The sequence below is a fragment of the Oceanospirillum sediminis genome, assembly GCF_014164585.1.
Lineage (GTDB): Bacteria > Pseudomonadota > Gammaproteobacteria > Pseudomonadales > Halomonadaceae > Oceanospirillum > Oceanospirillum sediminis.
Window position 1 is genome coordinate 1 of record NZ_JACJFM010000010.1, and the last position, 24,906, is coordinate 24,906.

A 24,906-nucleotide genomic window follows, 5' to 3' on the forward strand; every position below is an offset into this window, starting at 1 on the left:
AGATTTTTCAGAGTTGTATTGACGTGATCGGACACATTATCTTCTGCGTCGTCGTCTTCCGAGTCGTCGTCTTCCGAGTCGTCGTCTTCCGAGTCGTCGTCTTCTGCGTCGTCGTCTTCTGCGTCGTCGTCTTCTGCGTCGTCGTCTTCTGCGTCGTCGTCTTCTGCGTCGTCGTCTTCTGCGTCGTCGTCTTCTGCGTCGTCGTCTTCTGAGTCGTCGTCTTCTGAGTCGTCGTCTTCTGCGTCGTCGTCTTCTGCGTCGTCGTCTTCTGCGTCGTCGTCTTCTACGATATCGTCATCTTCATTGCTATCAGCATCATCAACACTATTTTCATCGCTGGCATCGTTGCTATCGGTGTTATCTTCGGCGTCTTCATCTGTATCAGAATTATTGCCGTTGCCGTTGCCGTTGCCGTTGCCGTTGCCGTTGCCGTTGCCATTGCCGTTGCCGTTGCCGTTGCCGTTGCCGTTGTCGTTGCCATTGCCGTTATTATTCTGGGCTACTGCAGTTTCTTCTTCGGTTTGGTCATCAGTCTTTTTCTTTTCCAGTTTTGTGGACATTATTTTACTCCTCTGGATAAAAATCAGGGCAGGTTTTCAGGTGTTATTAGCTGCAACTGTGCGCCTTTATTAATCACCTGACAAGTCTGAACCTGACAAATTCCCTCGCATTAAGCTGTAATTGTGAGGCTTATCTCATTTCTGTTCGGAGCAGGCGTATGATGCCCTTGGGATCATATGTTCAGGGGGCATCGGGATACTGGCTGGAAGGCTATTTACGATGTGGTGTTAAGAAATAAACTGACGGCGAGGTCAGAAAGTAGCAATAGTTATATGTAATGCGATATTAAGCGTGACGGCTCCCCGCCCTGTCGGGCGAGGGTTTATGAGTTTTCTGGCTAAGCCAGCTTAACGGTTGCAGCTTCAGGTAAACCGCCTCTTTCTCCCAGTGCCTGACGCAGAAGCTGTTGTTTGACTACAGGCGTGTCGTTGACCAGGTTCATCCCAACATTGCGAGCCCAGCGTAAACCTACAGGGACTGGGCCGTATAAGCGCTTAAACCCTTCCATAAGTGCCATCATTTTCAGGTTGTCTGGCATCCGGCGGCGCTGATATTTCCCCAGAGTCTGAGCAATTCCCAGAGGCTGCTGGCGTTGCCAGGCATTAGCCAGCTCTTCTGTCAGGGTGGCGGCATCCAGTAAGCCCAGGTTAACGCCCTGCCCTGCTAATGGATGAATGGTATGTGCGGCATCACCAGCCAGTACCAGACTCTCTTTCCAGTAACTTTTTGCGTGACGTTGGCGCAAAGGAAAAGTAAAACGAGGATCGCAACTGATGACTTTACCTAAGCGTTGCTCTGAGGCCAGTGTCAGCTCGGCACAAAAGGCTTCGTCAGATAGCTCACTCAGTTGCTGGGCCTCATCCGGTGTGGTGGACCAGACGATGGAGCAGTAATGGTCATCTGCATTAAAGGTAACGGGCAACAATGCCAGAGGACCTGTAGGCATAAAACGCTGCCATGCCGTACCCTGATGAGGCTGCTCCAGCTTAATAGTTGTAACGATGGCGTCATGACCGTAGTCCCACTCACGGGTTTCGAAGCCGCCCCACTCCCGTACTTTTGAACGGGCACCGTCAGTCGCGACAATCAGTTGAGCACTGAGTTGTGTACCATCAGCCAGCATAACGCTTCGGCAACTGCCATATTCATCTTTAAAAGCATCAGTGATGCCCGTCAGTCGGGCCCCACGAAGTATCTCGACCTGAGATTTCTGCTCCAGCTGTTGTATCAATGCATTCAGAGTGACACTGTTTTCAACGATATGGCCAATATTTTCAGCATGAATATCGTCACAGCTGAATTCAATATGCCCGGTGCCATCGGCTTCCCAGACTTTCATCTGCTGATATGGCGTCACACGCATCTGCGTCATACCCGGCCAGGCATTCAGGGATTCCAGAAAAGTACGGGATGCTTCTGTCAGGGCGCTGACTCTGGGATCAACCTGATCCGGTTGCCAGGGCTGAGTCTGCTCAGAGGCTTCCAGCACGGCAATGCGCATTCCTGTATCGGATAGTCCACAGGCAATTGAGGCGCCGACCATGCCGCCGCCCACAATAATCAGGTCGTAATGGTTTATCGGAGCTGCCTGGGTCATGGTTTATCTCGCTTCTCTGGCATTATTGGTTTGAATGGGTTTCAGTCTGACAGCCTGGCTGCCCAGGCCCATTGCCTGACGGGCAAACCAGCGTTTAGCGGGTTTCAGACGATCCAGTAGCATAAGCCCGCCTGCTCTGGCATGGCCCAGCAGAAAGTTATTGTTTGCAAACAGACGAATCAGTCCATCGCTGAAGCCAATCACCGTATCCTGATCCTGCTGGCGGCGTTGCTGATACTCCAGTAACACCTTCAGATCGCCTGGTGATTTTCCGGCCAGCGCGGCTTCATTCAGTACTCCGGCCAGTTCAGCTACGCCTCTTAACGCCAGGTTGTAACCCTGACCGGCAACTGGATGCATATAGTGAGCAGCATTGCCCAGTACCACTAATCCGGGACGTACCTGTTCTGTAGCTCGTTTCAGTGTCAGAGGATACTGGTAACGTTCTCCGATACGTTCGATGCCACCTAGCCGGAAACCAAACAGATCATGCAGGCGGGACTTAAAGGCATCATCATCCAGAGCGGCGACTTCGTCTATCTGATCCGAAGGGACTGTCCAGACCAGAGCAATGTCCCTCTCTCCTGTTAATGGCAGCCATGCCATAGGGCCGGATGGTGTAAAGCGTTCAAAAGCCCGGTTGTTATGGGGTTCACTGGTCGTCAGGTTACACACCAGAGCAAACTGATCATAAGAGCGACTGACGTCAGATATCTGCAACTGCTCTTTCAGGCCGGACTGACCTCCATCAGCCAGTACCACTAATCGGGCTTTTACAGTTTGTTCTTCGCCATGATTACTGGTCAGCTGTAGCTGATGCTGATCGCTTCCGGTCTGATAAGCAGTGACTTTATACGGACAGAGCCAGTGAACGTGCTGAGCGCTTTTTACTCCATTCAACAGTACCCGTCCCAGCCACTGATTAGGGGCAACATAGCCCAGGGCTTCGACGTTATGTTCATGGGCGCTCAGGCGGGTGGCTCCCAGATGTCCCTGATCAGAGACATGAATATGTCTGATGGCAGCGGCATGGGGGGCAAGGTCCTGCCAGAGACCCATCTGCTGATAGATTTGTCGGGTGCCCCAGGATAATGCTGTCGAGCGGGCATCGTAGCTGGGCTGAAATTTATCCGGATGACTGCCATCAGTGGTTTCAGGCATATCGACAGCTTCTATCACTGCAACAGACCATTGATGCTCACGGGCAAAGCCCTCCAGAGCACAGGCCAGACTGGCACCGACCAGCCCGCCACCAATAATTGCAATATCAAATTCCTGAGTCTTAGTCATATCCGGATCACTTTTATCTGTTTGGTGTTGCTGCCATCAGCTGTTCAATTTCGGCAATGGTTTTAGGCACATCCTGCGTGATGACCTCATGACCATCTCTGGTGACAATCACGTTGTCTTCAATACGGATACCTATGCCACGCCAACGCTCATCTACGCTGTCATCATCCAGGGCGATGTAAAGTCCGGGCTCTACCGTCAGTACCATACCGGCTTCAAGTGGGCGTGACTGCCCGTTAACTTTGTACCGCCCGGCATCGTGTACATCCAGCCCTAACCAGTGGCCTGTGCCATGCATGTAGAACTGACGGTAACTTTCGTTATCGATCAGCTCATCCAGAGAGCTGCCAGATAGCAGTCCCAGATCCATTAAACCTCTGGTCAGTACCCGCACAGCGGCCCGGTGAGGAGCATGACAGTCCAGTCCGGGTTTAACCTGTTCTATCGCTGCCAGCTGAGCATCCAGTACCAGCTGGTAAAGTGTGGCCTGATCTTCACTGAAGCGTCCGTTAACCGGGAAAGTACGGGTAATGTCTGCGGCATAGTTATGCAGTTCGCAGCCCGCATCAATCAGTACCAGATCACCGTCTTTCAGCGGCTGATCATTTTCGACGTAGTGCAGTACACAGGCGTTAGCGCCGCCGCCGACAATGGTGTTATAGGCAACAGAGCGGCTGCCTGAGCGCATAAAGTAATAGATAAACTCAGCTTCCAGCTGGTATTCCATCATCTCTGGCTGGCAAATCGTCATTGCCTGACAATGTGCCTGTGATGATATCTCTGCGGCCTGACGCATAATCGTCAGCTCCTGATCACTTTTCTTCAGGCGCATCTCATGTAGCAACGGTAATAAATTGTGCTGACTTTCCGGTGCAATAGCTCCTGCTCTGGCCTTTTGACGTAATTTCTGACACCAGGACGCTATTTTCTGATCCAGTGCTTCAGAGCGGCCCATGGGGTAATACAAATGTTCCCGGCCATCCAGCAGGGCCGGTAGACGTTCATCCAGCTTATTCAGTTCATAGGCCTGATTCATCTGGTAATGACTCATCGCCTTTTCTGTCCCTGTACGGTAGCCTGTCCAGATCTCCTGCACTTTGTCTTTAGGCAGTACGAACAGATGACAGTCGCCGTCAGTATGTCCGGGAGTCAGAACCAGCCATGCATCCGGCTCATTAAAGCCCGTCAGATAGAAAAAATCACTGTCCTGACGGAAGGCGTGATCTGCATCGTTATTGCGATAACGGATCTCTGCTGCAGGGATTATAACGACGGAGTGAGTCGGTAACTGAGCCATCAGAGCCTTACGACGCTGATCATACTCGTCCTGAGATACGGGCTTGTTGCTTTTCATCAAGATTATCCTGATTGTTAGACCTGAAACCGGGAAATACTATTTTTTAAACACACAGCTGCCGGATGATACCACTGACAGCTTTTGTACGTGCATAATCCTGAGACAGATGGTCCGGGTTTTATTTAAACGCAGGGTCAATAGCGGGGCAGGAATCGCAACCTGCAACTGGCGTTGCCGGGCTGCGAATCCGATGGCTGGCGTTATTGCAAAGCGGCACCAGACTGATCGGCCATCACGTCCGGAGTGCCAGGGTTACATTCGGTATACAACATCATTGCTGTCATGCGTACGTATTCACTGACGGCGAAAAAGTCCTGTTCATTCTGTTCATCATCGTCAATGGCTTCGCTGACAGAGGCGATCTGTTCCAGATCTTCAATGGCTTCTTTCAGTTCTTCTGATAGCGCGCCTTCTTTAAATTGCTGATTATCCGCCAGTGCAGAAAGGAAGCCTTCGCACCATTCCAGCAGGGTTTGCATGCGTTCATTCAGCGAATAATCTTCATCTGCAATCAGCAGACTGAAACCTAATTCCTCATCCTGTAGTCCACTGGTTGTTGTTTCCAGTAGCTCAGCCAGTTCTACTTTTGAATTGGAAGAATCCAGTTGTTCCGCTTCCATAAACTGAATAGACTGTATCAGCCAGGCGTCCAGAGCGGGTTGACGTCCGGCGCATAGCTGACCACAGAGATCGCCGTGTAACTCAGCCGGTGAGTGAAGGCAACCGTTTCGTAAAAAAAGATTACTGATCTCAGCAAAACCGGGCTGTTGAGTTTCATTCATGCTGTATGCCTTTTCATAACGATGCAGAAATTTACGATAAATGACTTAATAAATGTATTGTCTCTCTCTATTCTGAACATAAAATATGGTTTTGTCAGGAAGTTAGTATTCATTCGCGCGAATTGACCAGTTACAATCTCAGTTCTATATTACGGATATCCTGAGCAAAAGTTGAATTTATGGACACTGATGATCTGAATCAGCTGGAAAAGCAACTGCATGAGCTGTTTATGATTTGTGTTGATCTGCGCAAAGAGAATGATGCTTTGAAACTTCAACTGAAAAAGCAGGATGAGCAGATCCAGGAACTGGAACAGCAAAAACAATTAATTGAAGGAAAGGTAGGGAGTCTTCTTTCCAGTCTTGGGGCTTCGGAGCCGGGTCATGAGTGAACATAATAGTCAGAGCATTGAAGTCAGGATTCTTGAACGCAGCTATATGGTAGGCTGCCCGGAAGAGAAGCAAGAAGAACTGATAAAGTCCGCTAAATATCTTGATCGTAAAATGCGCGAGATCAGAGAGAGTGGCAAAGTGATAGGTACAGAGCGTATTGCGATTATGGCAGCTCTGAATATTACTTATGAAATGCTGAATCAGAACACTTCTGATGAAGCGTCCAGTGATCAGCTCAAGCGTATTAACCAGAAACTGTCGTCTGCTATTCAGGCGTTGCGTCAGCAGGATGAAGACGAAAAAACAAACGCAGCCTGATTTTTTTCTGAAATCAGGTTATACTCTTTCTCCAGTTTCCTGGAGTGTTTGCCAGTCACTAACGTCCTCGAGCCTAATTCTGTACCCAGGGAGTCGTCCGTAGATACCCGTGTGCAAGTCCGCGCGACGGAAAGCCTTAGGTATTTCGATGATTACCCACCTTGAACCGATTGGTTCAAGGGCAACGGTGACAGCGGCACTTCCGGGAACCTGTACCTCTTACGAGATACCATGACACTGCCATCTTCTGATTCTCTATATTCCCTTAACCGGCCTCAGTTACGTCGTGAAATGCGACGCAGACGCCGTAGCCTATCTCCAGCTCAGCAAAAACGTGCGGCTCAGCAGTTATTAAATCAGGTTAAGAAATTACCTCAGTTCCTGCGTGCCCGCCGTATAGCCGTTTATCTGGCCAATGATGGTGAGATTGATCCGGTGCATGTGATTAAGCAGATGAGGAAAATGGGTAAAACCTGCTATCTGCCGGTACTGAAACCCCTGGTGGTGAACCAGTTGTGGTTTGTGCGTTATGACCTGAATACGCCGATGACCCGAAATAAGTTCGGTATTCCTGAGCCCAGAATAAAGGGGTTCAGTGATAACCGTCTTAACCGCTGTGCCGCTAAGTATCTGGATCTGGTATTGTTTCCTCTGGTGGCTTTCGACACTCAGGGAGGACGAATGGGGATGGGAGGCGGTTTTTATGACCGGACTTTTGCCTTTACCCGGCAAAGTGCCTCCGTTCGTCCGGCATTGCTTGGCCTGGCGCATGAATGCCAGAAAACGGAGCATCTGCCGGTAGAGAGCTGGGATATTCCTTTGCATGGTATTGTAACGGATCAGGATGTTTATCCGGCATCCTGACTTTGTCTTGCCCGGCTATTATTATCTGTGTGCCTTTATTTTTTACTCTCTTTTGCTGAGTACTCTGGTCTGGTGACTGGATATCTTTAATGAATCGTCTGTTTCAGAGGCAAGGGACAGAGAAAAAGAGAAGTTTGTCTGGGGTTAATATATATCTGTTTGATATAAAAGAAAAAAAGCCCTGCACTATTAAGTAAGCAGGGCTTTTTTCCTGAGATTAGGATAATTAAGGTAACAGTTAGTTGTTCAAGATATCAGAGCAGTCCCTGTGCATAACTCGTTACAACCACACCTAATCCAAATACCAGTATAAGCGCTGTTACCAGATCAGGACTCTTCTTCTTCATCTAATATCCCTTCGTATGTTGCGTGGTTACCAGAATTCCCCCGACTACTGAGATCGGGACTCCATAAATCAGTCGTTAATCTAAAAGGTTAACTCTGACTTTGCAATATCCAACTGAAATATCTGTGCCAATTGTGCTTACGCATTAAGTATAAGCGATTTTTAATGTAATGCGTTATGCCAGATATCAAAAAAAGGCCTGTATCCATAAGGAAAATCAGGCCTTTAACATATTGTTTTATATAGCTTAAACAGCGTTTTTTAATTTATCGTAAAAATAGCTGGTAAGCCGGGTTCTGGCTTTCATCCCAGTAACGGTAACCGATACGATCCAGGTACTCGGCTACCTTCTGCTTATCACCATCCGGTACCTGCATACCGATCAGAACACGGCCATAAGCTGCTCCGTGGTTACGGTAATGGAACAGAGAAATATTCCAGTTCTGGCCCAGGTTTTTCAGGAAGTTCAGCAAAGCACCTGGGCGTTCCGGGAACTCAAAACGGAATAGCTGCTCATCACTGACCGCATCATTACGACCACCCCCCAGATGACGGATATGCAGCTTAGCCATCTCATTATCACTGAGGTCTTCTACAGGGTAGTCGGCCTGCTCCAGAGAGGTGATCAGTTCGCTACGGTCATCCGCATCTTTCAGCTGAACACCAACAAAGATCCGGGCATGATGATCATCTGAGTAGCGATAGTTAAATTCGGTCACCATACGGCGACCAACGGTTTTGCAGAACTGCTCAAAACTGCCTGGACGTTCCGGGATAGTAACAGCCAGAATCGCTTCTCTCTTTTCTCCCAGCTCTGCTCGTTCTGCAATATGTTGCAGACGGTCAAAGTTGGTGTTCGCTCCGCTGTTAATACAGATCAGGGTTTCATTTTCAACGCCTTCTGTCTGAGCGTATTTCTTCAGGCCTGCCAGAGATAATGCACCAGAAGGCTCGGAGACTGCACGGGTATCTTCAAACACATCTTTTACCGCAGCACAGATCTCATCAGTATTCACCGTGATCACACCATCAACAAAATGCTGTGCAATACGGAAAGGTTCTTCGCCAATCTGGGCAACGGCCACACCTTCGGCAAAAATACCTACCTGATCCAGTACCACTCGCTCACCGGCATCCAGAGCTGCTTTCAGACAGGCTGAGTCTTCTGCTTCGACACCAATGACTTTGATATCCGGGCGCAGGTATTTCACGTAAGAGGCGATACCGGCAATCAGTCCACCGCCTCCGACTGGTACGAAGATCGCGTGAATATCACCAGGATGCTGACGCAGCATTTCCATCGCAATGGTGCCCTGGCCTGCAATGACCTCAGGGTGATCATAAGGTGGAATATAAGTGTAGCCTTTTTCTTCCACCAGCTGATAGGCATATTTAAGCGCTTCATCGAAAGCATCGCCTTTCAGAACCACTTTCGCACCACGGGCTTTAACGGAGGCCACTTTAATATCTGGTGTGATTTTGGGCATAACGATGGTGGCTTTGACTCCCATCTGCTTAGCAGACATCGCCAGCCCCTGAGCATGGTTACCAGCAGAAGCGGTGACGACGCCCTGATCTCTCTGTTCCTGAGTCAGCTGTGCCATAGCGTTATAAGCGCCACGCAGCTTAAAAGAAAAAACAGGCTGAAGATCTTCGCGTTTAATATAAATATTGTTGTTCAGTCGCTTAGAGAGAAAACGGGCCTCACTCAGAGGTGTTTCTTTGGCCACGTCGTAGACGCGTGCCTGTAATATGCGTTTAACGTATCTTTCCAACATTTTCTGGCTTCACTCTATGCACAACAATACTAATCAATAAAAAGCACCGGAAACACAGCCTGACAAATGGTTGTAGTAATAACCGGTTGCAATGGCATTTTGTCAGTGTTTTCGGTGCTGTTATATCAGGGGGTAAGGGTATTTCCTGATAAGCGGTCTATCATATGCTTTCAGAAGAGATAACGTCTACAGTTGCACGCATTCTGGACGTATAATAGCGCGGACTGATTCGGCCCCTCTTCGGAGTCGGGCATGATTTTATTGTAAGCATCATATCACTCAGGCTCAGAGATCTCATGACACAAGATGAACTGAAAAAAGCCGTGGCTGAAGCAGCCCTGGAAGAAGTAAAAAAGATTATCAGCAAAGACAGTATCATTGGCGTTGGTACGGGTTCTACCGCGAACTTCTTTATTGATGCGCTGGCTGAAATCAAGCTGGACTTTGATGGCGCTGTGGCCAGTTCAGAAGCGACACGTGAACGCCTGCAGGCTCATGGCATCAACGTCTATGATCTGAATGGCGTGGGCACACTGCCTGTGTATGTTGATGGTGCTGATGAGGTTAATCCACACCTGCATATGGTTAAAGGTGGCGGCGGTGCACTGACCCGTGAAAAAATTATTGGTGCGGCATCCACTAAATTCATCTGTATTGCTGATGAGAGCAAACAGGTGGATATTCTGGGGACTTTCCCTCTGCCGGTAGAAGTGATCCCTATGGCACGTAGCTACGTCGCCCGTGAGCTGGTTAAGCTGGGAGCGAACCCGGTGTATCGCGAAGACTTTGTCACGGATAATGGCAATGTGATTCTGGATCTGTACAACTTCCCGATTGATGATCCTCTGGCTATGGAGCAGAGAATTAATAATATTACCGGTGTTGTGACCAATGGCTTATTTGCTTTACGTCCGGCAGATTTACTGCTACTGGGCTGTTCTGACGGCGTGAAGAGCATCACGGCGGTCTGATAACATCAAAGATAAAGCCGATATTGTCTGTCGGCTTTATCTTTACTACCAGGCTTCTGATCTGAGCCAGAACCATTCTGACTGAAGCTTTTCTGATTGAAGCCTGAATCGTTTCTGGCTGAGATGTCAGGAGTCAGCCTGATCCAGAGGCTTTGGTGCTGTAATATTTAACTGCCGCTGACTACGGAAAAAGCGGGCCTGGCCTGTTACCGGATCAGTAAACTCCAGGGTATATGCCAGCAGTTGCAGAGGCTGACTGTAATCCTCATGATCCGCCTCAGGCTGAACGATCGGATACCAGGGATCATTTTCCAGCGGTATGCCCAGTGCTGACATATGCACTCTGAGTTGATGCTGACGACCTGTATGAGGCTTCAGAAGATAAAGGCCCCGGTTACCTTCCTGTCGGAGCAGATTAATTTCTGTTTCACTGTTACTTTCCCCTTCCGCTTCTTTCATCGTAAAAAAAGTGTCTCCCCTGACAATATTTGAGCGATATACATAAGGTAGCGTCAGGTCATTTCTGACAGGTGCAACGGCCTGGTAGTGCTTTTGTACATTCCGTTTCTGGAACATGGTCTGATAAGCGCCACGATGCTCTGGTTGTTTGCATAGCAGTACCAGACCGGCTGTTTCTCTGTCCAGACGGTGTGATGGCGCAAGTTCTGGCAGGCTGAGCCGGTTTCTCAGGCGGATCAGAAGGGTCTCTTTCAGATGGCGTCCGGCCGGAATAGTGGATAACCAATGAGGTTTATCGGCAATGACAATCAGCTCATCTTCAAACAGGATGGTCTCCTGGAAGGGTACAGTCTTTTCATCCGGTACCTCGCGGTAATACCAGACTCGTTGTCCTTGTCGGAACGGGCTGGCCAGTGTGAAGGCTTGTCCATCATTGTCCACCAGCTCACCTCGGCGCAGGCGATCTGTCAGCACTTCCGCTGGCAGGTGAGGAAAACGTTCAATCAGGAAGCTCAGCAAGTCAGGCCATTCGCCATGAGGCAAATTCAGGTAACTGGGGGCAATGCCATCTCTGATAGGCAAAGGCGATACAGGAGATTTTTTACCGGAACGATTACGGGCCATAAAACAGGTATCTGGTTATCGGGTTACAAAGACAGGCCGGACAGGCGGATGAGTATTACAGTAGGCGGATTGTAGAGGATGGGCTATCGGAAAGACAGTGCACAGATAGCGATATAATATCTCTCTTAGCATGAGTCTGTTTCTTTACTGATTCGATAAGTGGCTTGCCAGACGAAAAATAGCCGGGCATAGCCCGGCTCAACATGGCATTACACTCCCAAACGGCCTTACTAAGCGATCAGGAGGACAGGTGGCCAAAAGGGCCACAGAGGTAAAACCTGTGTAATATCAGCTGGTAAATACCGGCATCATCCCCATTCCCCAGAGCAGAACACTTCCTGTGATAATGCAGACCAGGAAGACAAGACCGACTGTCAGGATGGAAGTACCAAACAAAAATGCCTGTTCCTCCGGGATTTCCATAATGGTTTCTACGCCGTTATAAAGCAGATAAATGGTATAGCAAAGAGCAGCTAATCCTGACATGACCACAAACCAGAGCATCGGCCAGAGTCCTGCGAAACCGGCCATAAACAGAGGGGTCGCTGTAAATGTAGTCAGAACCATACAACGATCAAAACTGGCATCAGAGCCATAGGTTTTTTCCATCCAGTGCACAGCGTGCGCCATAGCGTAGACGCCGATAAGCAAAGCAAAATAGAACGCAATGGCAATCGGTATTGCACTGGCCACCGTCAGCTTGATGTAATCACCTCCGGCAATACTCCATCCCATCTGGGTTGTCCCGATAAACAGACTCAGAGGAGGGATGGCTGCCAGCCAGAGAATATCGTTTTTGTAGCAGTCCACCCAGGAGTATTTTTCTTCTTTAATAAATTTCCACTCAGCTTTTGGGTGATAGATCACCCCGAACATATGCTGGAGCATGAGGACCTCCTGACCCTTTTCAGGTCTTTACAGATCATTTGCGTAAACGATGAACAGGCTGTTTTTTATTCTTTATCCGGTGTTATTCCTTCATGGTCATAACGGCAGATAGTGATCCGCTAACAGCACCACAAACAGCCACATGATGTAGCGGATTGAGAACCAGAAAGTTCTTATTGCGGCTTGTTGATCCTGACCCCGGTACAGACGCAAGACATGTTGCAGAAAACGACCATTCAGAATCATGACGCCTGTTATATAGAGTAGACCACTCATGCCGGTTGCGTAGGGTAATACTGTGGTAATAATCATCAGCACTGTGTACAGCAGAATTTGCAGCCGGGTAAAGGCTTCGCCATGAGTCACAGGTAACATAGGAACTTCAGCCCTGGCATATTCATCTTTACGGTGCAGTGCCAGCGCCCAGAAGTGAGGGGGGGTCCAGGCAAAAATAATCAGAACCAGCAGCAGGCTATGGCCATCGACCTGCCCTGTCATTGCCGTCCAGCCCAATAACGGCGGTGCCGCTCCGGCCAGCCCGCCAATGGTGATATTCTGTGGCGTTGCCCGTTTTAGCACGGCGGTGTAAATCAGGGCATATCCGATCAGAGATGCCAGCGTCAGCCAGGCGGTGATGGCATTGACCAGAGCGAACAGTATGGCGATACCCAGGGTGCCAATAAGCAGCGCAAAGCTGAGTACCTGTGATGGCTTCAGCTGCCCCTGAGGTAAAGGTCGGTAACGTGTCCGGGACATCAGCCGATCAATTTTTTCGTCCAGCAGATGATTAATGGCTGCAGCAGAACCTGCGGCCAGTCCGATCCCGATCAGAGCAAAAATCACTGTATCAACCGGTAGTGCTGCTGGCAGCGCCAGGCACATGCCCACCAGAGCGGTGAGCAGCATAACGGCGACCACTCTGGGTTTACACAGCTGATAGTAACTGCGCCAGGAGATATGACGCACGGACAGTACAGGTAATTGATATGAGTTACGCATGATGAATCACCCCTCCGAATGGCAGCGGTGGATGCAGGGCATACAGATACCAGAGTAGATTGCACAGACTCAGAAGTAAAAAGGCTGCGCCCAGGTTATGCATGACCGCCAGAGTTAAAGGGAAAAACAGCAGGACATTGGCAATGCCCAGAAACACCTGAAAAACCAGAGCAACAAAGAGCATTAATGCCCGATGTTGCAGTGACAGGCTCAGGGGGCGACGCATCATATACAATGCCAGTCCGCCAACCAGAATAAAGGTGACTAAAGCACCAACCCGATGAGTGTAGTGAATGGCGGTTCTGGCAGCGCCGTCGAGCTGTCCACCCAGATAATCCGGACCGACTCTCTGATTCAGATTAAAGCCCTGCTCAATATTAATATCTGGCATCCACTGGCCCTGACACTGGGGAAAATCCGGGCAGGCAAATGCGGCGTAGTTCGCACTGGTCCAGCCTCCAAGCGCGATCTGTACGGCCAGCACCGCCAGGGCCATGACACTCCAGTGACGCAACTTCCAGAGTAAAAACCACTCTTTGGAATTGTGTTCCTGTAGCAGGTTCTCAAAGCGCATTTCACTCCAGCCATAATTATCCGCCAGCCGCTGATACAGACGATCCAGGCGAAGATGCAGAATATAAAGCAGACTGAGTGTGGTCATGCCGCCTAGCAGATGCAGGGTAACGACCTGAGGCCAGAGTTTGAGCGTAACAGTCCACATACCAAACATACCCTGTAGTATCACCAGCCCCAGCAGAATATGACTGAGTTTTTGCGGGTAGTCTGCGATATGGCGACAGCGCCAGGCCTGAATCGCCAGCAACAGAATCACCAGACCAAGGGCCGTTGCCGCATAACGATGGATCATTTCGGGCCAGCCCTTACTGGCGTCAACGGTATGGTCGGGAAATAATTCTGTTGCCCGTGCCAGCTGACTTTCCGTTGTGGGTACGATCAGGTGTCCATAGCAGCCCGGCCAGTCCGGGCAACCGAGACCGGCGTCGACCAGACGGGTCCAGGCACCAAGCCCTATCACCAGTACCGCCAACACCAGCCCTGTTCGGACCAGAGTCAGTGCCGGGTGAATTATTCTTGCAGGTTTCATATGATATTCTCCCTGACAGTATGCACCCGGTTTTTTCATTTTTCGGGTTTTGCAGGTCACTGTCCCTGAAAATACAGTGTTGTAATGATGATGTGCTGAGACGATTCAGAGCCCTGTGCAGCAATATTGGCTCAGCCTGCTGATGAGGCTTTTAACAATCGCCTGAGATCTTTCAGTAAAGCACTCCCGGAATGATCCGGCGCATATCCGGTAACCAGATTGCCGAAGGGATCAACCACCAGTACCTGGTAATCTTTTTCCAGCCAGGGACGGGCCTGCCATGCCGGTTCTGACATCATTAGGTTATGCCACCGTCGAACGGCAATATCCCCCATGCCCTGTGGTGCTTCAGGAGCTGGCAGAGTATTCAGCACCGACTGTAGTAACACTCGTCTGACCCGGTCACCTTCTTTACCCAGTGCTTTGTGGATCTGTTGTAGCTGATACTGCCACTGAGCGCAGGGTATCTGGCACTCTTTACCCTGAACCAGTACCAGTAACCAATGTTGTTTCAGCTGATCCGGGAAGTGCTCACGGGCTTGCCAGGGCCAGCGATAAAAGGGCTGTTTTTCCTGAATAATACTACCCTGATTGATGGTTTCAGACGGTCGCCAGATTTCGAAACGTACCAGTATCCATGCCAGGACAAAAGGCACCAGCAGTAACATCAGTAAACAAGAGAGCCGACGACGGTTACGCCGGATTTGTCGTTCAGTCAGCACATGCATAACAAACTCCTGACCTCATCCTGTGAGGTTTTTTATTGTTATTCCGGATCTCGCCGGTCATTGTTTTACCGGGAGACAGGTGCAGGTTTTAATTGCTTAAGTGGTTGCTCACTGGTTCTGCAGGCAGTGCCGGATCATGTCTGTCCCGGATTCTGATGACTTATGTTTTATCCGGATTCCGATTACTTCGCCAGATACAGAAATACGAGAGCGGGTATTTTTACAGGCATACTGTTTAAGCTAGCAGAGAATCCTGAACTTGCCTTATGTGACAGGGCTATCCGGCCAGATAAAATTTAAGTGAGTGTGTGTTTACATTTTTTAAGTTATGGTTTTCTGGCTCAGGATGTCTGGCGTGAACGCCAGACAGGGTGTGGCAGATGATAGTAGCCCCAGATCAGAAGCAGGACTCCGGCCAGAGAAAACCACTGCACGGCATACCCGATGTGCTGTGCCGGTAGCAGAGCCGGAGCTGCGGGTTGTGCAATCTGAACACCCGGCTGGTGGGCATCGACCAGACGAAATTCATATTGAAGTAATGGCTTTTCTATCAGCCCGGATAGCTGATGCAGGTCCAGCCATTGAATCCGGACCGGCCATTTCAGATCCAGCTGTTCTGTTTTATCCACAGGGTGAGGCTGTACCAGCTGAACTTGTAGCTGATGGATTCCCTGAGGTGTCTGATAGGTCGGGCGCTCAGAACGCAGGCGAGGTGCTGCAATCCAGCCCCGGTTAATCAGTATCCATTGTGTCTGATCCGTGGCCAGCGGTAGTCTGGTATCCGGTAACAGCTCAAACAGGGTTAGCAGCTGATAACCGGCGCGCCCCTGGTAGGTCCTGTTATCCAGAATGAAAGAGTACTCCGGGTGAAAGCGCCCTCTGAGATAATAATGACTGTAGTTAGCAACTCGCCCTTGTTCAATCGCATCAGCCATCTGTTGTGCTGATGCCGGTTGCTGATAGCCCTGTCGGATCTGCTCAAGCATGCGGGCTTTTTCATTGCTTCTTTCCAGTTGCCAGAAGCCCAGAGTGATGCAGAGACTGATGATGCTTAATACCAGCAGATGGAAAAACAGTATCCTGACCGGATAGCGCCGGTCTGGTTTTATCGCTGATTTTTCGGAACATGAAGAGGCCATGACTGTTATCCTTCTGAGCGGTCCTTGTTATTATCCTGGTCCGCCTCACAGGTTTTTTCCTGGCTGTATTACTACATTCTTTTTATGACTCAGGCTTTATTCGGAGATACATATGCTGAAAGCAATGATACTGCTGCTATTTGGTTTGATCTTATTCAGTCTGGCCTGTGGTCTGTGGTTTTTATTACGGCCTGCCAGTGAAGACAGCAGCCTGAAGCTGCTGACGTCACTTAAGGTACGTGTCCTGCTGACAGTGGGGGTACTGATCTGTCTGGTGTATGGCTTTTCCAGTGGAGCCTTGCACTCTCAGGCTCCCTGGTAGACTGTATTAGGGTACGTTGCATCCAATTAAGCCTGTTTCAGAAAACATAGACAAACAGGAATAGTCCCAGCCAGACCACATCAACAAAATGCCAGTACCAGGCTGCGGCTTCAAAGCCGAAGTGATGTTTCGCATCAAAATGCCCTTTCATAATTCGTATCAGCATCACCAGCAGAATAATACTGCCCATAGTGACGTGCAGGCCATGAAAGCCGGTCAGGATAAAGAAGGTGCCACCGTAAATCCCCGACGCCAGGGTCAGTCCCAGTTCGGTATAGGCTTCGATATATTCTTCTGCCTGAATAATCAAAAAGCAGACACCCAGTACCAGAGTCAGTGCCAGCCAGCCTTTAACTGCGGCTCGTTTATCTTTTTGCAGAGCGTGATGAGCCCAGGTCAGAGTGACGCTGGATGCCACCAGCAGCACGGTATTAATTAAAGGCAGATGCCAGGGGTTTATGATCTGCTCTGGTCCCGGAAATTTATCTGTATCCGGTGTGGTCATCAGAGGCCACTCTGCCATGAAACCTGGCCACAACAGCTCATTGGTCATGGCATTGCTGCCTTCACCGGCCAGCCAGGGCACAGCAAATTGGCGCACGTAGAAAAGTGTGCCAAAGAAGGCTGCGAAGAACATCACTTCGGAAAAAATAAACCAGCCCATGCCCCAGCGGAATGAGCGATCCATCTGTTCATCGTACAGGCCTTCCATGCTTTCCCGGGCAACAGCACTGAACCAGCCAAAAAACATCCAGATAATGACCAGTAATCCTGCCAGAGTAAGCCATTTGGCAGCCCCATCCGGATTATTCATCATATTCCCCATGCCAAACATCAAAAGAAACAGGCCGGAAGCCGCGACAATGGGCCAGTGACTCTGTGCGGGAACATAATAACTCTGTGCGTGATCATCATGATCGGGGTGAGCGTGTGCAGTACTCATCTTAGTATCCTCCTGCTAACCGGAGTGTTTGAGCGTGTGAGATTAGTAGGGACTGTGACGTGAACAGTGAGTCTGTTGCAGCCGGGAAACCGGAGTATGTTCCAGGACGTTCCGCAATACTGCTGACAGGGCGGGTTGAACTGATATCAAACAGGGTGTACGCCAGAGTCAGAGTCGAAATATGATCAGGAAGCTGAGGGTCAACCCGGAATAACAGGGTCATCTGCTGGCTGGCTCCCGGATTCAGTTCCTGCTGTTCAAAACAGAAACACTGGGTTTTCAACAGGTACTCTGCACCTTCTGAAGGACTGACACTGGGTACTGCCTGAGCGGTCATGCGTTTAAGTGAAGGGTTCACGACAGAAAAGCTAACTCGGGTCAGCTCACCAGGGTGAACCTGAATGGAGCGAGCCTCTGCTTCAAACAACCAGTTCATATTGGCATTAGTATTGGTGAGAAATTGCACAGTGACCTTACGGTTAGGGTCAATGGTAAAGCCCTCTTTTTCTACGTAGGCGGTGTTGCTAACCTTGCCATTCAGCCCGGTAATATCACAAAAAACATCGTATAAAGGGACTAACAAAAAGCCGAACAGAAACATGCCCAGGGTAGCGAGCACTAATTTGCTCACTGTGGTTTTATGTGGATTCTGATCTTTCATGCTTACCTCCCGACTTCCTGTTCTGGAAACCATTCAGTGCAGCGGGTTGTGTTGTTTACCTCGAAAGTGCCTCTATTGGTTATTCGGTACTCACGGGCATAAAACAGGCCGGATGACAACGTCTGAGTCCGGCCCGGTATTTCAGTCAATTCGGGGTGGCTGAGCAAAAGTATGGTAGGGCGCTGGCGATGCCACCTGCCATTCCAGCCCTTCAGCGCCTTCCCAGGGTTTATCTTCTGCTTTCTGGCCACCTTTAACGCATTTGATCACGATATACAGGAACAGCAGCTGGCTGAAACCGAACAGAAAACCACCAATGCTGGCAATCATATTGAAATCCGCAAACTGCAGGGCGTAATCCGGGATACGCCGGGGCATTCCGGCAAGACCGATGAAGTGCATCGGGAAAAAGGTGAGATTAACGCCGACCATTGATAACCAGAAGTGCCACTGTCCCAGGCGTTCGTCATACATATGGCCGGTCCATTTCGGCAGCCAGTAGTAAGCTCCGGCAATAATGGAAAAGACCGCACCCGGCACCAGTACATAGTGGAAGTGTGCCACCACAAAATAGGTGTCGTGGTACTGGAAATCAGCCGGAGAGATCGCCAGCATCAACCCGGAAAAACCGCCAATGGTAAACAGCACAATAAAGCCGATGGCAAACAGCATAGGTGTTTCAAAACTGATTGCTCCACGGAACATGGTGCTGATCCAGTTAAACACCTTCACCCCGGTGGGCACGGCGATCAGCATAGTGGAATACATAAAGAACAGCTCACCGGCTAAGGGTAGCCCTACAGTAAACATATGGTGCGCCCAGACCACGAACGACAGCAGGGCAATGGATGCTGTGGCGTATACCATAGAGGCGTAACCAAACAGGCGCTTGCGGCTAAAGGTCGGTACGATATGAGAGATGATGCCAAAGGCAGGCAGAATCATAATGTAGACTTCCGGGTGACCAAAGAACCAGAACAGGTGCTGGAACAGGACCGGATCACCGCCGCCACCGGCATCAAAGAAGCTGGTGCCAAAATGAATATCCATCAGCATCATGGTGATCACACCCGCCAGTACCGGCATCACGGCAATCAGCAGGAAAGCGGTGATCAGCCAGGTCCAGACAAACAGTGGCATCTTCATCATGGTCATGCCTGGTGCGCGCATATTCAGAATGGTGGCGATGACATTGATCGCCCCCATAATAGAGCTGATGCCCATCATGTGTACTGAGAAGATAAAGAAGGTTACGCTTGGAGGGGCATAAGTGGTAGAAAGCGGTGCATAGAAGGTCCAGCCAAAGTTAGGGCCACCACCTTCCATCAACAGTGTCGATAGCAACATGGCAAAAGCAAACGGCAGTATCCAGAAACTCAGGTTATTCATTCTGGGCAGTGCCATATCCGGTGCCCCTACCATCAGTGGAATCATCCAGTTGGCGAGGCCGACAAAGGCAGGCATCACAGCCCCGAATACCATAATCAGTCCATGCATAGTGGTCATCTGATTAAAAAACTCAGGTTGCACCAGCTGTAGACCGGGCTGAAAGAGTTCACTGCGGATCACCAGCGCCATACAGCCGCCAATCAGAAACATAGCAAAGCTGAACCAGAGATAGAGCGTACCGATATCTTTGTGGTTAGTGGTGTAAATCCAGCGTGTAATACCCCGAGCCGGGCCATGATGGCCATGCATCAGCTCAGGTTGGGTCATATCATTCATCATCCTGCTCCTTATGCTGACCTACTGGCCCTGAATCTGCTTAATATCCTGGGGGGTGACAATCTCTCCGGTGTCGTTGCCCCAGGCATTGCGTTCATAAGTGATAACCGCTGCCAGATCGACGGCATCAAACTGACTGCCATAAGCAGCCATAGCGGTTCCGGCTTTACCATTCAGTACGATATTAATATGGCCTGCTTTGTCCTGGGTTGCCATCGGGCTACCTTTCAGTGCCGGGAAAGCGCCGGGAATACCCATGCCGTTAGCCTGGTGACAGGCAGCACAGGCAGTGTTGTAGACCTGTTCTCCTTTGGTCATTAGTTCCGCCAGCGTCCATTCTTTTTCGGCTGATGCCGCTTTCGCCTGTTTCGCAGTTTGTTGCTGAGCAACCCAGGCTGCATAGTCATCATCGTTCATTGCCACCACGACGATAGGCATAAAGCCATGATCCTTACCGCATAGCTCGGCGCATTGACCACGATAGGTGCCGGGTTTATCAATCTTGGTCCAGGCTTCATTGATAAAGCCGGGAATGGCATCTTTTTTCACTGCAAAGTCGGGAATCCACCAGGAGTGAATCACATCATTGGAGGTGAGCAGAAAACGCACTTTTTTACCTACGGGCAGTACCAGAGGGTTATCCACCTCTAGCAAGTAGGTGTCGGTTTTTTCCGCCTGATTTTCGATCTGCTCTTTGGGAGTGGTGAGATTACTGAAGAAATCGATCTCTTCATTCAGATACTGGTAACGCCACTTCCACTGATAGCCGGTAATCTGAATATCCACTTCTGCATCCGAGGTGTCGTACATCTGACGCAGCGTCGCTGTAGCCGGTACGGCCATACCCACCAGAATCAGTAATGGAATAACCGTCCAGATAATCTCTACAGTGGTGCTTTCATGAAAACTGGCTGGTTTAACACCTTTGGATTTCCGGTGATGAAAGATTGACCAGAACATCACACCAAAGACGATCACGGCAATCACTACACAGATCCAGAAAATAATCATGTGCAGGGAGTAAACCGACTGACTGATTTCTGTCACACCCACGGGCATATTGAGTTCCCAGTCGGCTTTTGCTGTGGATGCCACAAGTGCTGAAGAGGCGAATAACGTTGTCAGGATCAGACCCTGTGCACGCGGTCCGCTGCCTGAGTCCCTTAACTTGTCCATAGGCCCACCTGTACTGTTCGGCTGGCTGAAACTGTATACGCGTGGCCCGCTCATTCAGTTCCGGACATGGAGGGTCTCAGGGTACGGGAATATCAACATCGACGGATGAGTACTGGCAGAAATAGTCTGTCAGCCGGGATGCTTCCTGCCAGACAGATGATCTGTCAGACAGCAGGCGTGTCAGTGTTCATATTCCGGCACGCTCAGGCTGTGTCCATAATGGGCTTAGCGCAGAGTCTCGGATAATAGGATTCTCTTTCTGATCCTGCCCTGGCAAAGAAGCTGTTACTTCCACCTGTCAGATAGTCAGAAAAAGGGCGATTTCAGCTTGAGTATAGACAGGGATTTGAAAGTGCAAGTAATGAAAGGATAAAACTCTTATCAGAAGCTTATACCGTGTTGCATAGAATGAGCCGGGTTGTCTGACAAGGACCAGGTCGCACTTTTGGGTTTTTAATATCCTGAAAAATAAATATTTTTCACATAAGACAGATTGCGACAGTAAAGCTTACAGGTGTCTGATCTGCTTATGTTGTCTGAGTCAGCCAGCGAACCAGCAGAATTAGCAGAATAACGAACAGGACTGTCAACATGATACCTGTGACAATAAAGGGCCATGCTGAGCCTGACTTAAAATCCTGTTGTCGGTTTTTTTCACTCTGTACACCCAGAAAGGCAGCCAGCACACTGCGAACAATTGATAGGAAGGATTTCATACCACTTTCTCCATCTGCCGATTTATATCCTATGATCAAAGATATAACTAAAAGTGCCGCAGTGCCTGTATAACGGCTTTTCCGGGAGAAATAGGGATGATCTGTCAACTTATGCAGAGGGCTTTCGTCAGAGTTGCATTAAAACAGAGTTACCTGACAGGCATTATACTGTTCTGGTTATCTGCACCTCTGAAAGCAGATGATCATCTGGCAGACCTGATCCAGAGTCTGGATTTCTGGCGCTTTGTGGCCATTTTTATTGGTGGTATACAGTTTCTGATTATCGTCGGGCTGGGCATTTTTGCCCTGAAAAAATTCCGCCAGGCCAAGCGGGCTAAAGCGCTCAGTTCTGGTCTTGCAGAAAAAGCTGAGCAGTTAAGTGAAGAGCATCAGTTATTGCGTTCCTTGATGGATAACCTGCCTCATCTGATCAGTTTTAAGAATAAAAATGGCGAATACATCGAGTTTAATACTTCATTTGAATCTTTCACAGGTAAAAAGCGCAGCCAGATTCTGCAGCATACCGAGTATGAGCTGTTTGAAAATACGGAAGCGGCTGGAATACGGGAGCAGGATAAACTGGTACTGACCACGGGTATTACTCAGAAAGCATCCCGCTGGTTACATGATTCTGAGGGTAAGCTGCGTCTGATGCATATCTCGAAAGCACCACTGAGGGCGGTGAAAGACGGGCGGACAGGTATTCTGAGTATCAGTCAGGATATTACCGAGCAACATCAGAGGGAAATCATTTATAAATACAGGAATAATATCCTTGAAATGATGGCGCAGGGAGCACCTTTACAGAATGTATTCAATAGCCTGATAGGTTTTACTGAAGAAACCTTCCCCGGCCTTTATTGTTCGATTCTGTTACTGGATAAGTCCGGACGTTACCTGTTGACTGCCGCGGCCCCCAGCCTGCCTGACTTTTATAATCAGGCTATTAACGGTGCTGAAATTGGCGAACAGCAGGGTTCTTGCGGTACAGCGGCTTTTACCGGAAGGCCTGTCATTGTCAGCGATATCAGTACTCATCATTACTGGCGCGACTATAAAGAGCTGGCATTGCGAGCAGGCCTTAAAGCCTGCTGGTCCATTCCTATTAAAAACCGGCATGGTGAAATTCTGGGCACATTCGCGCTCTATCACAAAAAAATTGCTGAACCGACAACGGCGCAGCTGGAGCTGATGCATGCGAATACTCAACTGGCTTCTATTGCGATTGATGCAGATCGGATGGATCAGCAGCTGCGTATGTTATCTCAGGCTATTGAGTACTCCGCCAGCTTTGTCATGATTACTGATGCTGAGCTGACACTGGAATACGTTAACTCCAGTCTGGAAAGCTGTACCGGCTACAGTGCCGAAGAATTACTGGGGCGAAAAGTCGGTTTTCTGTCCTGTGAAGAGAAAGAAGCAGAGATTGTCAGGGATATCTGGAGTACCGTTCTGACGGGACATATCTGGCGTGGTGAGCGCCTGCTGCAGAAAAGAAATGGTGATCAGTTCTGGGTAGTCAGTTCCATTGCTCCGATTAAAAATCAGGAAAGCGAAATTACTCATCTGGTCAGTGTCAGTGAAGATATTACTCAGTTGAAAAAGGATCAGGAACGCATGGAGCTGCTGGCGTTTTATGACCCTTTGACAGGTCTGGCAAACCGTCGCTTATTTAAGGATCGCCTGGATGAGGCGCTGAAAAAGGTGCGTCGCAATCAGGGAGGGATTGCTCTGTTGTATCTGGACCTGGATCATTTTAAAGAGGTCAATGATAACTATGGTCATGAAGCTGGTGATGCGTTGTTGAAGGCTATTGCCAGGCATCTGGAAGATACGGTGCGAGAAAGTGATGTGGTATCCCGGATTGGTGGTGACGAGTTTAATCTGATTCTGCATGACCTGAACTCCGTTCAGGATGCCCTGAGTGTAGCGGATAAAATTCTCTCTGTAATCAGCCAGCCTGTCGATATTGGCGTAGCGCAGGTTGAAATTTCAGGAAGTATCGGCATTACTCTGGCTCCTGGCGATGGTATGGATGCCAAAATGCTGATCAAGAATGCTGATGTAGCCATGTATCAAAGTAAGCAACAGGGCAGAAATCGCAGCCAGCTTTATTCTTCCCGGAGTTATCAGGGATCATGATACCGGCTATCTGTCCGGTATCATCGCAGGGCTTTCAGGAGAATGTTTCTATCTGATTAACGGGGAGTGCTAAATCCAGGCCTTCTGGCAGATTATTCTGCATAAAATCAACAAAAGCACGGCTGGCTTTAGACAGATAATGGTTTTTTTTCCAGCCCAGGCCAATATAGAGCGGTATTCTGGGCGTGAAAGGAATTGTAGTCAGTTTATCTTTTTCAGTAACAATGCGGGACAGAACTGTACTGATTCCTACTTCATTCTCGACCAGGGATTTCAGCAGATCAATCAGGTTCGTTTCAAAGCGAATATCCAGTTTAATATGGTGCTGACGACTGTATTTGCTGACCGCTTCCCGTAAAAAATAGCCTTCTCTGTACAGCACCAGAGGTTCACGACAGAAGGTTTCCAGAGTAATTTCCTGCTGCTGACTCAGAGGATGATCCTGTGGAACACAGGCTGCGACTTCCTCCTGAAACAGCTCGACACAACGAATCTGTTCATGGGGGCGATCGGAACGAATCAGGGCAATATCCAGCTCACCTTCCAGCAACATCTGTTGCAATGAAGCGGTACCTGCTTCAATCAGATTAACCCGGACTTTCGGGTACTGCTTTTTGAAGGAGGCCAGCATCTCCGGCAGGTAATAGGAGCTGAGCATGCTGGAGGCGCCGAACTGAATAGTACCGGTTTCAAAACCTTTCAGCTCCTGGATCTCCAGTTCCGCTTCACTGACCGTATTCAGAATACGCTGAGCGTGTCTGAGCAGTACTTCACCGTCTGATGTCAGAGTCATTTTCCGTTCTGCACGGTTGACCAGTTTCAGACCTACTTCCTCTTCCAGCTTTTTGATTGCCATACTCAGGGCGGGCTGTGCAATCCCCAGATGAGTGGCGGTATGTGTGAAGTTTCCGATCTGTGCCAGAGCACAGAAATATTTCAGTCGCTTGATATCCATTATCCGGCCATTCGATATGCTTATTAAAATTATACATACTATATATTGTAATTATTGAACGTGCCTC

Annotated in this window: 24 protein-coding genes and 1 other RNA gene; 7 read left to right on the forward strand and 18 right to left on the reverse strand. The window is 49.3% G+C overall.

The genetic code is table 11. The features are described 5' to 3' along the window. The 5 genes from H4O21_RS09570 to H4O21_RS09590 form a co-directional block, all read right to left on the reverse strand. On the reverse strand, window positions 1–560 hold a 560-nt coding region (locus H4O21_RS09570; protein WP_182808644.1), incomplete at its 3' end, for a hypothetical protein. A 338-nt stretch (window positions 561–898) separates the two neighbouring features. After that, on the reverse strand, window positions 899–2,158 hold the full coding sequence (locus tag H4O21_RS09575; protein ID WP_182808645.1) for an FAD-dependent monooxygenase: 1,260 nt from the start codon (window positions 2,156–2,158) through the stop codon (window positions 899–901). 3 nt (window positions 2,159–2,161) lie between these two features. Continuing rightward, window positions 2,162–3,448 (reverse strand): 2-octaprenyl-6-methoxyphenyl hydroxylase, encoded by a 1,287-nt coding sequence (gene ubiH, locus H4O21_RS09580; RefSeq protein ID WP_182808646.1) that lies wholly within the window; start codon window positions 3,446–3,448, stop codon window positions 2,162–2,164. Window positions 3,449–3,461: 13 nt separating this feature from the next. Beyond that, window positions 3,462–4,802 carry a Xaa-Pro aminopeptidase gene (gene pepP, locus H4O21_RS09585; RefSeq protein WP_182808647.1) on the reverse strand — a complete coding sequence of 447 codons (1,341 nt, stop codon included), beginning with the start codon at window positions 4,800–4,802 and terminating at the stop codon, window positions 3,462–3,464. Window positions 4,803–5,005: 203 nt separating this feature from the next. Beyond that, window positions 5,006–5,587, reverse strand: coding sequence for a UPF0149 family protein (locus H4O21_RS09590; protein ID WP_182808648.1), 582 nt, complete (start codon window positions 5,585–5,587; stop codon window positions 5,006–5,008). A 179-nt stretch (window positions 5,588–5,766) separates the two neighbouring features. Between H4O21_RS09590 and H4O21_RS09595 the strand changes: the two genes are divergently transcribed. The 4 genes from H4O21_RS09595 to H4O21_RS09610 all read left to right on the forward strand — a co-directional run bounded on the left by H4O21_RS09595 (window position 5,767) and on the right by H4O21_RS09610 (window position 7,162). Beyond that, complete coding sequence (locus tag H4O21_RS09595; RefSeq protein ID WP_182808649.1) at window positions 5,767–5,979, forward strand: coiled-coil domain-containing protein; 213 nt, start codon at window positions 5,767–5,769, stop codon at window positions 5,977–5,979. After that, window positions 5,972–6,298: a cell division protein ZapA gene (locus H4O21_RS09600; protein ID WP_182808650.1), complete on the forward strand. Its 327-nt coding sequence runs from the start codon at window positions 5,972–5,974 to the stop codon at window positions 6,296–6,298. Before H4O21_RS09595 ends, H4O21_RS09600 begins: the two co-directional genes overlap by 8 nt. A 33-nt stretch (window positions 6,299–6,331) precedes the next feature. Next, a non-coding RNA gene (gene ssrS, locus H4O21_RS09605) (6S RNA) lies at window positions 6,332–6,511 on the forward strand. Window positions 6,512–6,529: 18 nt separating this feature from the next. Continuing rightward, window positions 6,530–7,162: a 5-formyltetrahydrofolate cyclo-ligase gene (locus tag H4O21_RS09610; protein WP_182808651.1), complete on the forward strand. Its 633-nt coding sequence runs from the start codon at window positions 6,530–6,532 to the stop codon at window positions 7,160–7,162. A gap of 612 nt (window positions 7,163–7,774) precedes the next feature. Here H4O21_RS09610 and ilvA read toward each other — a convergent pair. Next, entirely contained in the window at window positions 7,775–9,286 is a 1,512-nt protein-coding gene (gene ilvA, locus H4O21_RS09615) for a threonine ammonia-lyase, biosynthetic (protein WP_182808652.1), read from the reverse strand. A 296-nt stretch (window positions 9,287–9,582) separates the two neighbouring features. Here ilvA and rpiA point away from each other — a divergent pair, with 296 nt between their 5' ends. After that, a complete protein-coding gene (rpiA, locus tag H4O21_RS09620; protein ID WP_182808653.1) occupies window positions 9,583–10,257 on the forward strand; it encodes a ribose-5-phosphate isomerase RpiA in 675 nt (224 codons plus the stop codon). 126 nt (window positions 10,258–10,383) lie between these two features. On the opposite strand, the gene H4O21_RS09625 is transcribed toward rpiA, so the two are convergent. The 6 genes from H4O21_RS09625 to H4O21_RS09650 form a co-directional block, all read right to left on the reverse strand. Further along, window positions 10,384–11,340: a pseudouridine synthase gene (locus H4O21_RS09625; protein WP_182808654.1), complete on the reverse strand. Its 957-nt coding sequence runs from the start codon at window positions 11,338–11,340 to the stop codon at window positions 10,384–10,386. Between the two features lie 288 nt (window positions 11,341–11,628). Further along, window positions 11,629–12,228 carry a Yip1 family protein gene (locus tag H4O21_RS09630; protein ID WP_182808655.1) on the reverse strand — a complete coding sequence of 200 codons (600 nt, stop codon included), beginning with the start codon at window positions 12,226–12,228 and terminating at the stop codon, window positions 11,629–11,631. A 96-nt stretch (window positions 12,229–12,324) separates the two neighbouring features. Further along, entirely contained in the window at window positions 12,325–13,227 is a 903-nt protein-coding gene (gene cyoE, locus H4O21_RS09635) for a heme o synthase (RefSeq protein WP_182808656.1), read from the reverse strand. After that, window positions 13,220–14,332: a COX15/CtaA family protein gene (locus H4O21_RS09640; protein WP_182808657.1), complete on the reverse strand. Its 1,113-nt coding sequence runs from the start codon at window positions 14,330–14,332 to the stop codon at window positions 13,220–13,222. The genes cyoE and H4O21_RS09640 overlap by 8 nt, the downstream gene beginning before the upstream one ends. Before the next feature lie 131 nt (window positions 14,333–14,463). Further along, window positions 14,464–15,060, reverse strand: coding sequence for a redox-active disulfide-containing membrane protein (locus tag H4O21_RS09645; RefSeq protein ID WP_182808658.1), 597 nt, complete (start codon window positions 15,058–15,060; stop codon window positions 14,464–14,466). 341 nt (window positions 15,061–15,401) lie between these two features. Further along, entirely contained in the window at window positions 15,402–16,199 is a 798-nt protein-coding gene (locus tag H4O21_RS09650; RefSeq protein ID WP_182808659.1) for an SURF1 family protein, read from the reverse strand. A gap of 112 nt (window positions 16,200–16,311) precedes the next feature. Between H4O21_RS09650 and H4O21_RS09655 the strand changes: the two genes are divergently transcribed. Further along, window positions 16,312–16,521, forward strand: a complete 210-nt coding sequence (locus tag H4O21_RS09655; RefSeq protein ID WP_182808660.1) for a DUF2909 family protein — start codon at window positions 16,312–16,314, stop codon at window positions 16,519–16,521. 37 nt (window positions 16,522–16,558) lie between these two features. On the opposite strand, the gene H4O21_RS09660 is transcribed toward H4O21_RS09655, so the two are convergent. The 5 genes from H4O21_RS09660 to H4O21_RS09680 form a co-directional block, all read right to left on the reverse strand. Continuing rightward, window positions 16,559–17,464 (reverse strand): cytochrome c oxidase subunit 3, encoded by a 906-nt coding sequence (locus H4O21_RS09660; RefSeq protein ID WP_182808661.1) that lies wholly within the window; start codon window positions 17,462–17,464, stop codon window positions 16,559–16,561. A 1-nt stretch (window position 17,465) separates the two neighbouring features. Continuing rightward, window positions 17,466–18,125 (reverse strand): cytochrome c oxidase assembly protein, encoded by a 660-nt coding sequence (locus H4O21_RS09665; RefSeq protein ID WP_182808662.1) that lies wholly within the window; start codon window positions 18,123–18,125, stop codon window positions 17,466–17,468. A 141-nt stretch (window positions 18,126–18,266) separates the two neighbouring features. Next, complete coding sequence (gene ctaD, locus H4O21_RS09670) at window positions 18,267–19,841, reverse strand: cytochrome c oxidase subunit I (protein ID WP_220495599.1); 1,575 nt, start codon at window positions 19,839–19,841, stop codon at window positions 18,267–18,269. A gap of 30 nt (window positions 19,842–19,871) precedes the next feature. After that, window positions 19,872–21,026, reverse strand: a complete 1,155-nt coding sequence (coxB, locus tag H4O21_RS09675; protein WP_255487236.1) for a cytochrome c oxidase subunit II — start codon at window positions 21,024–21,026, stop codon at window positions 19,872–19,874. 527 nt (window positions 21,027–21,553) lie between these two features. Then, complete coding sequence (locus H4O21_RS09680) at window positions 21,554–21,742, reverse strand: DUF2970 domain-containing protein (RefSeq protein ID WP_182808664.1); 189 nt, start codon at window positions 21,740–21,742, stop codon at window positions 21,554–21,556. A gap of 96 nt (window positions 21,743–21,838) precedes the next feature. Here H4O21_RS09680 and H4O21_RS09685 point away from each other — a divergent pair, with 96 nt between their 5' ends. Next, window positions 21,839–23,884, forward strand: a complete 2,046-nt coding sequence (locus H4O21_RS09685; protein ID WP_182808665.1) for a sensor domain-containing diguanylate cyclase — start codon at window positions 21,839–21,841, stop codon at window positions 23,882–23,884. Between the two features lie 34 nt (window positions 23,885–23,918). Here H4O21_RS09685 and H4O21_RS09690 read toward each other — a convergent pair whose 3' ends face one another. Then, window positions 23,919–24,839: a LysR family transcriptional regulator gene (locus H4O21_RS09690; RefSeq protein WP_182808666.1), complete on the reverse strand. Its 921-nt coding sequence runs from the start codon at window positions 24,837–24,839 to the stop codon at window positions 23,919–23,921. Window positions 24,840–24,906: the final 67 nt, after the last annotated feature.